This is a genomic window from Psychrobacter piechaudii, from assembly GCF_900162825.1.
Classification (GTDB): Bacteria; Pseudomonadota; Gammaproteobacteria; order Pseudomonadales; family Moraxellaceae; genus Psychrobacter; species Psychrobacter piechaudii.
The window spans coordinates 1-9,322 of the sequence record NZ_FUGE01000153.1 but is presented as its reverse complement, the minus strand read 5'-3'; the positions used below and the strand labels follow the sequence as shown (position 1 = coordinate 9,322).

The 9,322-nt window shown below is 42.0% G+C and carries 6 protein-coding genes and 2 pseudogenes; 4 read left to right on the top strand and 4 right to left on the bottom strand.

Annotated features, from left to right (window positions below):
- Positions 1-132, bottom strand: a pseudogene (locus A1019T_RS13685) (RNA-guided endonuclease InsQ/TnpB family protein); the annotation flags it as partial.
- Positions 133-335: 203 nt separating this feature from the next.
- Complete coding sequence (locus A1019T_RS08670; RefSeq protein WP_077451302.1) at positions 336-878, bottom strand: Spy/CpxP family protein refolding chaperone; 543 nt, start codon at positions 876-878, stop codon at positions 336-338.
- A gap of 350 nt (positions 879-1,228) precedes the next feature.
- Between A1019T_RS08670 and A1019T_RS08665 the strand changes: the two genes are divergently transcribed.
- The 3 genes from A1019T_RS08665 (at position 1,229) to A1019T_RS08655 (ending at position 4,977) form a co-directional block, all read left to right on the top strand.
- Positions 1,229-1,900 carry a response regulator transcription factor gene (locus A1019T_RS08665; RefSeq protein ID WP_077451301.1) on the top strand — a complete coding sequence of 224 codons (672 nt, stop codon included), beginning with the start codon at positions 1,229-1,231 and terminating at the stop codon, positions 1,898-1,900.
- Between the two features lie 30 nt (positions 1,901-1,930).
- A complete protein-coding gene (locus A1019T_RS08660; protein WP_077451300.1) occupies positions 1,931-3,583 on the top strand; it encodes a sensor histidine kinase in 1,653 nt (550 codons plus the stop codon).
- Between the two features lie 1,190 nt (positions 3,584-4,773).
- Positions 4,774-4,977 (top strand): CsbD family protein, encoded by a 204-nt coding sequence (locus A1019T_RS08655; RefSeq protein WP_077451299.1) that lies wholly within the window; start codon positions 4,774-4,776, stop codon positions 4,975-4,977.
- Positions 4,978-5,688: 711 nt separating this feature from the next.
- Here A1019T_RS08655 and A1019T_RS08650 read toward each other — a convergent pair.
- Entirely contained in the window at positions 5,689-7,896 is a 2,208-nt protein-coding gene (locus A1019T_RS08650; RefSeq protein WP_077451298.1) for a carboxy terminal-processing peptidase, read from the bottom strand.
- 254 nt (positions 7,897-8,150) lie between these two features.
- On the opposite strand from A1019T_RS08650, the gene nagZ reads away from it, so the two are divergent.
- On the top strand, positions 8,151-9,221 hold the full coding sequence (nagZ, locus tag A1019T_RS08645; protein ID WP_077451297.1) for a beta-N-acetylhexosaminidase: 1,071 nt from the start codon (positions 8,151-8,153) through the stop codon (positions 9,219-9,221).
- A 13-nt stretch (positions 9,222-9,234) separates the two neighbouring features.
- Here nagZ and A1019T_RS13680 read toward each other — a convergent pair.
- Positions 9,235-9,322 (bottom strand): annotated as a pseudogene (locus A1019T_RS13680) (RNA-guided endonuclease TnpB family protein); the annotation flags it as partial.

The window sequence follows — 9,322 nt, the reverse complement described above, 5'->3', positions numbered from 1 at the left end:
AAACTTACCGGTACGTTTTAGATGCTCAAAACTTAACGCATTGACATAGTTCCACACGAAGTTTACCGAACCGCTTAGACGATTCAGCTCTTTTATGTGCTTGTCTTTAATGCGTAGCTTGAGTGTTTTCATATATTCAGTATGGCAAGATTAATTTTAGCTTACAACCCTTTAACGACTTCTTACGACAGTGTGTGTCGCCTTATATCCACCCCCTGAAGTGGGTGGTTTTACGGCGACTGGTGATAAAAAGAGCGATTCTAGGATCGCTTTTTTTAGAGACAGTGTTTAAAGATTGTCTTTTTTAGAGATAGGCTTTGATTTTAATACTTTAATTACTGAGCAGAGGCCTTAGCGTTATCGGCTCTTTTGGCCATTTTGCTTTTAAACTTAGCCTTTCTTTCTTCACGCATTTTCTCTAACTGAGCTTTTTGCTCATCAGTCAGAATTTGCGCCATGGCATGCTGAGTTTGAACGCGTTCAATAAATCTTTGCTTTGAAAAAGCAGCTTGTTGCTCTGCTAAGTTATTCAAGCTGGCAGTATTTAAAGTAGGGCTATTTATTAAAGCTTGAGTCTGAGCATGCATCTGCTGCATTTGAGCTTTATGTTGTTGACGATTGGCCTGGTGCTTTTGTTTCTGGGCCTCTCTCAAAGCTTTCATTTGAGCTTTTTGCTCATCAGTCAAATTAAGTTTCTCATAACCACCACCACGTTTGCCCATATGTTGGCCGCCTTTATGATGTTGGCCTTGCTTAGCGTGCTGCATCTTAGTGGTTGGGGTGGTTTGAAATTCCGATACTGCACTGGCCTGCGTACAGCCTACCATTGCCAAGCTACCCGATACCGCTAGTACAGAACTTAATACTAATTTTTTCATAATAGTTACCCTTTATGTATGTCATTACTGATTAAATGGCTAATTAAATGTCATTTGTTAATTTGGATTTCTGGAACAGAGCTTGCAGCTGGTTTAGTTATCAATACCCAACCCTTTATTTGCGTAGCCTTTTCCTTGATGGCCTTATGATAGAACAGTTGCACGTAACTTAATTTGATGAAAATTTAAGAAAGGTAACAATTGCTACGCTTGCCTACTTCTTTACTTGCTTGTGGCCACAGCCCTAGTTAGTATTCTTAACCCTTATCATTTGCAAAGATTTTATTTAAACTGATGGGCAAAAGTTCTACGTTTGGGGCCATTAATTATTTAATTTTTAGGACTTGTTCATGACACATATTTTATTAGGCGATGACGACACGGAATTATCAGACTTATTGTCAGAATATCTGACCAACCATGGGATTAAGTGTGACTGTGTCTATGATGGTGAGCAGGTTTTAGAAAAAGTTAAAATGCATACTTATGACTTAATTGTGCTCGATATTATGATGCCCAAAATTGATGGGCTAAGTGTGCTATGCCAACTGCCCACCTTAACCCAAACGCCTGTGATTATGCTGACCGCAAAAGGCGATGAGATTGATCGCATTATTGGTTTAGAGCTGGGGGCAGATGATTATATCGCCAAACCTTGTAACCCTCGTGAGCTATTGGCCCGTATTAATGCCGTTATTAAACGCACTACGGCTCAAAGCTCCGATTTTACTCCGCTAACACATGAGCGGTTAGAGCTGGATCAAGTACACCGAATTTGTAAGGTAGATGGTGAAAATCTGCAAGTTACTGGTACCGAATTTGATTTACTGGTCGCCTTACTACAGCAGCAAGGCAATGTGGCGAGCAAAGAATGGCTATCACAAACTGTGTTGCAACGCGAACTACAGCCTCTTGATCGTAGCTTAGATGTTCATGTCTCTCGGCTGCGAAAAAAATTACAGCCTTTCCATGAAGACCCCATCAAGGCCGTTCGCGGCAAAGGCTATCAGCTGGTCTTATAGTGCTAGCTGATGTTATAGAGTATTACTTTTATGAATAAAACTGCGGCAAAAAAAGCGCGTCGACATCGATTCCATCAGCCCCTTAACTTATTCTGGCGGCTATTTCTTAGCATGTTGGCTATTTTACTGCTGACTTCAGCCTTATCAGTGGGTATCGAGCGTTGGATTAATGCAAAAGAGCTCAATAATAGAATGCAGATGCAAGTGGCGCGCTTACTCATCGCCCGCCAGGAGACTATCGCCGCCTTAACCAATGATGACTTGCAGATGGTCAAGCAGTTATATCGTGAAAATCGATGGTTATTATCACAAATGCGTATTGTGGATGACCAAGGTGAGCAAGTCCTCCCTAAGTTTGGACGTTCTCGCTCTGAATCCAACCGTGGAGGTCCCTATAGACCTGCGACCCGCTCTGAGTTTCAACATGCTGCACCACGCACCAATGAGACTGAATCTCAGCAGTATCCCTATTCAGAACAGCAATATTCACGCTTCTTTTCAACTTTCAGTGAACAACCTTGGCAACAAGTCAGTGCTGACATTGCTAACTATCCAGAATTAGAAGATACCACCGTAATCTCTAGCAGTGGAAAAACCTATATCGTACAGCTACAACCTAGACTGCTGTTACGCGACCTGATGTCCCTACGTAAAGATCACACTTTAATTAGAGTATCGCTGATTTTACTGTTTAGCATCTTAGTCTGTTATTGGTTAAGCCGAGCTTTAACGGGCCGTATTCAGCGGGTACAAAAAGCGGTGCATCTAATGAGTGAAGGCCGATTTACCGCAGGAGAGGAGCTAAAAAACTTAGGCAATGACGAGCTGGGTCTGTTAGCAAAAGATGTCTCCAAGCTGTCTACCCGCTTGGCCAATAGTGAGCTGGCTCGTAAACAAATGCTTAGTGATATCTCTCATGAACTGCGCTCTCCCTTAGCCAGACTAGATGTGGCTACAGAGCTTACCCGTGACTTCGCCCCTGAAGCCGGGCACTATCTAGATCGCATTGAGAAAGAATCGCTACGTATGAACGAGCTTATTGAGCACATCATACAAATTCAATCCCTGCAAATGCGCCAAAATACTTTGGATATAGAGGCTTATCAAGAAATTGATTTATATGCCCTTATTGATGAGATTAAGCAAGATGTCTGCTTTGAGTTTCAGGATAAGGCGGTTGATTGGCAGTGGCTGCTTCTGAATAAAGGAAAGCCCGCAAAATCGCAAAACTCTGCAGCTAAAGATAGCTACAAGCTAAGGGGAGACCCGCAACAGTTACACAGTGCTTTTGAAAACATTATTCGTAATGCCTTTACCCACACCGCAGCGGGATCTAGCGTCAAGGTCAGCCTAGACACTTTTATTCATCCAGAGCATCAGACGCCTTATATAAGGATACAAGTTATTGATGAAGGCAGCGGGGTGGCGGAAGCGGACTTAGAGCGTATTTTTCAACCCTTTGTCAGATTAAGCGCCTCTAGAGAGCGCTTAAACCCACCTCAGGTGAAACAACAAGGCGGCCCCTCTCAGACCCCTCAAAAGAAATATAATGGTTATGGCTTAGGATTGGCCATTGCTCATGCCATTATCCTGGTGCATCAAGGGGAACTTGTAGCTTATAACCGTCAAGATGGCGTCTCAGGATTGATTATTGAAGCGACTTTGCCGACTCATTATAAATAGACGACTTAGCCGCTTAGCCACTCTTGAAAGTATTAAAGTTTTAAAAGCATTCAAGGCTTATTAACTTCAATGTTTGCTAAAAGAACAAAGCCGCATAACTTTCGTTATGTGGCTTTCGCTTTGTGTCATCCTGACTATAATACTAACTACCCCATCCCTGAATAGTTAATATTAGCGAGCATCCTGCTCTTTTTTTAACCCCTGTAACTGTAATTCTTACAGCCCAGTCGTGCATCCCTACTTCAATATGGCTCTATACCATCCTAGATATGTTGCTCATACTTGCTAATCTAATAGCAGCTTATCCTTACAACGGAAGTCATCATTGTAACCAACTAAACCACTCAATCCTTTGAGTCATCATCCTTAATGCCGTACAGCTATAATCTCAAATTACCTCACCCAATGTAAGTGGTAATAGCGTCTGTGGCTGTAAGCATATGCTTACAAAGCTATTTATTGCTTAACAGCCAGAGACAACAAAGCCGCATAACGTTTATTATGCGGCTTTGTTATTGTCATCCTGACAGTCTATTATTTTCTACTCCATCCTAGAATAGATAATAACATGAGCTTCCTGCTCTTGGTGTACTTATCACTCTAAACCAAACTTCACATCCTATGAATGCTTAGCCAAAGTGTGTGTCCTTACTATACATCCTGATAAAAGAGTTAACCTCTTTATCTTGATTCATCATCCTTGATTCAGTAAAGCTATGTTCTCAAATTAACGAAGCCAATGTAAGACGTAATAGGCGTCAGTGCGTGTAAGCATATGCTTACAAATATTATTCATGAGCCTTCAAGCTTTCAACAAGGGCTAGACTTTAAAAGCTACAGATCCCCCGAATTCATTGAGACCCCTGCTAATAACTTACAATCATTACGGTTAGATAATCACTGTGTTTATTAGACAGTTAATATGGTTAGACTTCAATAACAATGACAACATAAACACTCTGATATCCTCTAAGAGTTGCTACACAGCTTATTCAGATAAAGGGCATACTATTTATTGGTTATAGGTCTTTAGCATTAATAGCTATTTAAAATATATGGTTATTAGAAATAGCTGTTCAAATAAAACAGTTAAAACTTAATTTGCTGAAGACTTGGTTAATAACCAACTAAGTTCATATCGTGACATAAAAACCAATAATTTTTTAAACTATAAAAAAAGGAATAGAGCCATGAATAAGGATACTTTTAAAGGTGAGTGGAACCAGCTAAAAGGTAAAATAAAACAAGAGTGGGCTGATCTTACCGATGATGATTTAACGCATGCAGAAGGCAGCTTTGATAGGTTGGTAGGCAAAATCCAAGAACGTTACGGACATACCAAAGATAAAGTGGAACAACAAGTGCGCGAGTGGCGGACTAAGCACGATGTTTAATGACTTTATCGAGCAATCAATTTATCTAGCTTGAAAAAGAGTAACCAAAACAATAAAGCCGCATCACTCACGTTATGCGGCTTTTACTGTAGTCATCCTGACACCTTATCGTCTTCTACCCCATCCTAGAATAGTCAACTATAGCGAGCATCCTGCTCTAACTTACCTTTCCCTTTGATCTTAAGTATCACATCCTGTAATACTAAAATAAAAGGGTGTGTCTCCTTACTAACCCTATGACTCCGTATCAGCCTAGATACTGTTTAACTAAAGTACTTTAACTATAATAACTATTAATCAAAGTACTCGCTAAAAAGTTCATAGGTGGCTATTATCGAATTCAAAACCTTCAAATTCTTGTAACAGCCTATCTTCCTTAACCCGGTATCTTTATTTGTCGTTTTGGGGCTTACAACCTAGGTTATAACCTTAGACCAACCAAATAAAGCACTCAATCCTTTGAGTCATCATCCTTGATGCCGTGAAGCTATAATCTCAAATTTAGAGTTCTCATGTAAGTCGCCAAAGCGTCATGTGGTGTAAGCATATGCTTACACAGCCGTTTTATTAGTCCGCTTCCCTACTTTCGGTCCAAAAAATGGTTCAAAAAAACCTTTACACCCCTTAAGGTATAAAGGTTTTCAAAAATATAAGTCAATAGCTAACTTGCTTGAAACTTTAAAAGTTCCGTTTTTAAAAGCTCCGTTAAAGCTACTTAGAATCTTCTAACTGCTGAAATCTTTGTAGCTTATTGGCCTCTAACATAATTTTCGCGGCTTCAATGACATAAATCTCATCCTCTGGCAGTTTAGGACGTTCATCATTCTTCAAACGACTGCGCTCTTCAAACATTGACTCCACAGCAGCCTGATACTGTGTCCAACTATCATAAGGCTTAAGGCCCGTAGCTTTACGGCGTGCATTTTCAGCATCTAAAGTTTTTTGCTCAATTTGTTTTTGACGAGCACGGCGCTCATTAATATTAAGTTTCACCGCTTTTTTATCGTCCTCCATATTACGCACTTTATTTAAGGTGTCTAAATACACAAATTGCGGGTTGGTGGTTTGACGAATCTTAGATTGCTGATTAAGGGTCGCTAAGGTATTACTGGTAAACTTACCTTCTGGCTTATAAGGAGAAGTCTTAATGGTATCCCAAGCCATGGCGTTTTTCTGATCACGCTCACTAAACTCTGCGCCCTCATAGATGTTAATTAAAGGAATGTCAGGAACGACCCCTTTATTTTGGGTACTGCCCCCTGTGACGCGGTAGAACTTACGCTGAGTTAAAGTGGCAGAGCCCAGTGCTAAGCTATCTAATTGAATCTGTGCCGAGCCTTTACCAGTAGTGGTACTGCCCACTACCAAACCACGGCCGTAGTCTTGAATGGCGGCGGCAAAAATCTCAGAGGCAGAGGCTGAAGCCATATTGGTAATCACTACCATGTCTCCAGAATACAGCTGCTTACCGCCATCTTCATCTTGATAAACTTGGACATTACCTCGGTTATCTCGGATTTGAACCAAAGGACCTTCTTTGATAAACAGCCCAAGCATTTTCGCAACTTCATCTAGCGAGCCGCCTGGGTTATTGCGTAGGTCAACCACTAAGCCATCAATATTTTTCTCATTAAGCTTCTTCAGCTCATTTTGAGTATCGATGCTAACGCTTCGGTAGTCTTGGCCACTGCGGCGGGCTTGATAGTTTAAGTAGAAGCTCGGAATCTCTAACACCCCAATGCGTTTCTCTTGATTGCTGCCCTCAGGCTTAACAGTCACAATGCGGTGGGTAACCCCGGCATCTTCTTGCTCGATAACATCACGAGTCAATACAATGGTACGAGCAGCGGCATCTGGGCTATTGGGCTGCTTCACTTTTACAGTGACATCAGTACCACGCTTGCCTCGAATTAATGCCACTACCTCACGAGTCGACCAGCCCACCACATCTTGAAGGTTTTCTCCATCTTTGGCCACAGCCATGATTAAGTCATTGGGCTGTACTTGGCCAGATTTAGCCGCTGGACCCCCTTCTACTAGAGTCACTATTTGAGTATAGTCAGGGTTTTTACGGTAAGGGCGAATGGTTACGCCGATGCCTTCTAACTGCAGGTTAGACTGTACTTGCATCTCTACGGATTGCACAGGAGCATAGTAATTACTGTGAGGATCGTAGGTGAGCATGGCCGTATTTAATACAGACTCCATAATCTCATCGCTTTTAATCCGATCTAACTGCTCTTGCTGACGATGTAAGCGGTTTAATAACACTTCTCTAGGGTTTCTATCTTCACCTAAGATTAAGTCATTGCCTTTGGTCAATTCTGGATGTTTGGTATACAACTCATCGCGGGCTTTATCTTCTTCCTGCCCTAATGTTAAGTTAATAATTTGCAGCGTAAGTTGACGCTCCCAGTATTTTTGCTGTTCGCTAGCCGTAGTAAATCTAGGCTCTTTCTCTCTATCTAATATCACCGAGTCATTACGGTTGAGATCAATCTCTTTACTTAAGAACTTATCTGCAAAATTATAGTATTCATTTGAACGCTGAATATAACGATTGAAGATATTTTGGGTGGCGGTTAAATCCCCTTGCTTTAGTCTATCCGCAAAAGAAGCACCATATTTTTTGGTCAATTCATCAATATCAGACTGTAAAAATAAAGTATGATTTGGGTCTAAGCGATCAAAGTACATCTGTAATACTTGCATACCCATTTCTGAATCAAAACGTTTATTAGAGTAGTGAGCTCTATCTAATAAAGCCGCCACTTGTCTTGTCGTCAATTTTTGTTCTGGAGTGGCAACAAAAGCAGCCTTGTCCGATGCCATTGCCGTGGTATAGCTTTGCGAAAAAACTATTCCGGCTACCCCAATAGCGGCGGCACTTAACACCAGCTGTGTTGGTTGAAATCTCATAAACTATTCTCGCTCATTATTTTTGATATGGACATAATGACCTGATATTAGCACAACAATCAGTCCTTGACTGTCTAAAACTGTATAAGCATTCTTACCTAATTTTACATTCAGACGAAAATTATTTTAATGGCTTGGCCGTGAATTACCAATAATAAAGAAAAGCACAGAGAGCTTAGGTATTGGTATTCCTAACATTTACTGTAATAATACCTCATTCATTTTTAGTGTAATAAATTTCAAGGGGAACCTTTATGTACGGACCTTTAATGATTGATGTAGCCGGTACTGAGCTTACTGAAGAAGATCGCTCGGTATTAAGTCGTGCAGAGGTTGGTGGCATCATTTTATTTGCCCGTAACGTTGACACCCCCGAGCAAGTACGCCAACTTTGTGATGAGATTCATCAACTAAAACCACAGATTCTCATTGGGGTTGATCAAGAAGGCGGCCGCGTGGCCAGATTGCGTAAAGGATTTACACCCTTACCAGCGATGGGAAAGTTGGGTGATTTGTTTGATACCGATCCTTGCCGCGCTTTAGCGCTGGCCTATGATTGTGGCTACTTAATGGCCACTGAGGTAATGGCTGTCGGTATCGATGTTAGCTTCGCCCCTGTACTCGATATAAATGGGGTCAGCCAAGTCATTGGAGATAGAAGCTTTCATGCCAATACCCAAGCCATTGTGGCGCTCTCTACGCAGTTTATGCAAGGTATGAAAGCAGCAGGCATGGCCACCACAGGCAAGCACTTCCCAGGTCATGGCTCTATCGCTCCAGATTCGCATGTGGCCGATGCCATCGATGAGCGGAGTTTTCAACAAATTAAGCAGACCGATCTACAACCCTTCATTCAGTGTCAGCCTTGGCTAGACGCAGTTATGCCCGCCCATGTGATTTTCAGTCAGGTGGACAATAAGCCTGCAGGCTTCTCTAAAATTTGGCTACAAGACATCGCCCGTCAACAATTAGGCTTCCAAGGCGTGTTGTTCTCTGACGATTTATCGATGAAAGCCGCTCATACCGCCGGTGATATTGGTGCTCGAGTGACAGCTGCAATAACTGCCGGCTGTGACATGGCGTTGGTGTGTAACGATCGAGAAGCTGCCCTACAGGCGATTGAAACCGCGGCTCAGCTGCCTACTCCTAACCAGCAACGTCTGCAAGCCATGCGCAGCGAGATACCGCAGTGGCAAGGTGGCTTAGAGGCCACTTGTGCTCAGTTTGACTATTGGGCAACTGCCAAGCAAAACATTGTTGACGCCTTTTTTGCTGAGCAGCAGAGCGTTACTCAAGAAAAAGACCCTACTAATTATTGTTATTGACTTCCTCCCCTCGCTAAACCGAGGGGATTCCTACAGCTAGACGGTCAAGCCCGACCGCAAGGATGTTCTTAGCAGCATTGATATCTCTATCATGCCATGTG

Excerpts from the sequence above, each read along its gene's own strand:
- A1019T_RS08665 (WP_077451301.1), top strand. The coding sequence starts at position 1,229 with ATGACACATATTTTATTAGGCGATGACGACACGGAATTATCAGACTTA.
- A1019T_RS08650 (WP_077451298.1), bottom strand. The coding sequence starts at position 7,896 with ATGAGATTTCAACCAACACAGCTGGTGTTAAGTGCCGCCGCTATTGGG.
- A1019T_RS08655 (WP_077451299.1), top strand. The coding sequence starts at position 4,774 with ATGAATAAGGATACTTTTAAAGGTGAGTGGAACCAGCTAAAAGGTAAA.
- nagZ (WP_077451297.1), top strand. The coding sequence starts at position 8,151 with ATGTACGGACCTTTAATGATTGATGTAGCCGGTACTGAGCTTACTGAA.
- A1019T_RS08660 (WP_077451300.1), top strand. The coding sequence starts at position 1,931 with ATGAATAAAACTGCGGCAAAAAAAGCGCGTCGACATCGATTCCATCAG.
- A1019T_RS08670 (WP_077451302.1), bottom strand. The coding sequence starts at position 878 with ATGAAAAAATTAGTATTAAGTTCTGTACTAGCGGTATCGGGTAGCTTG.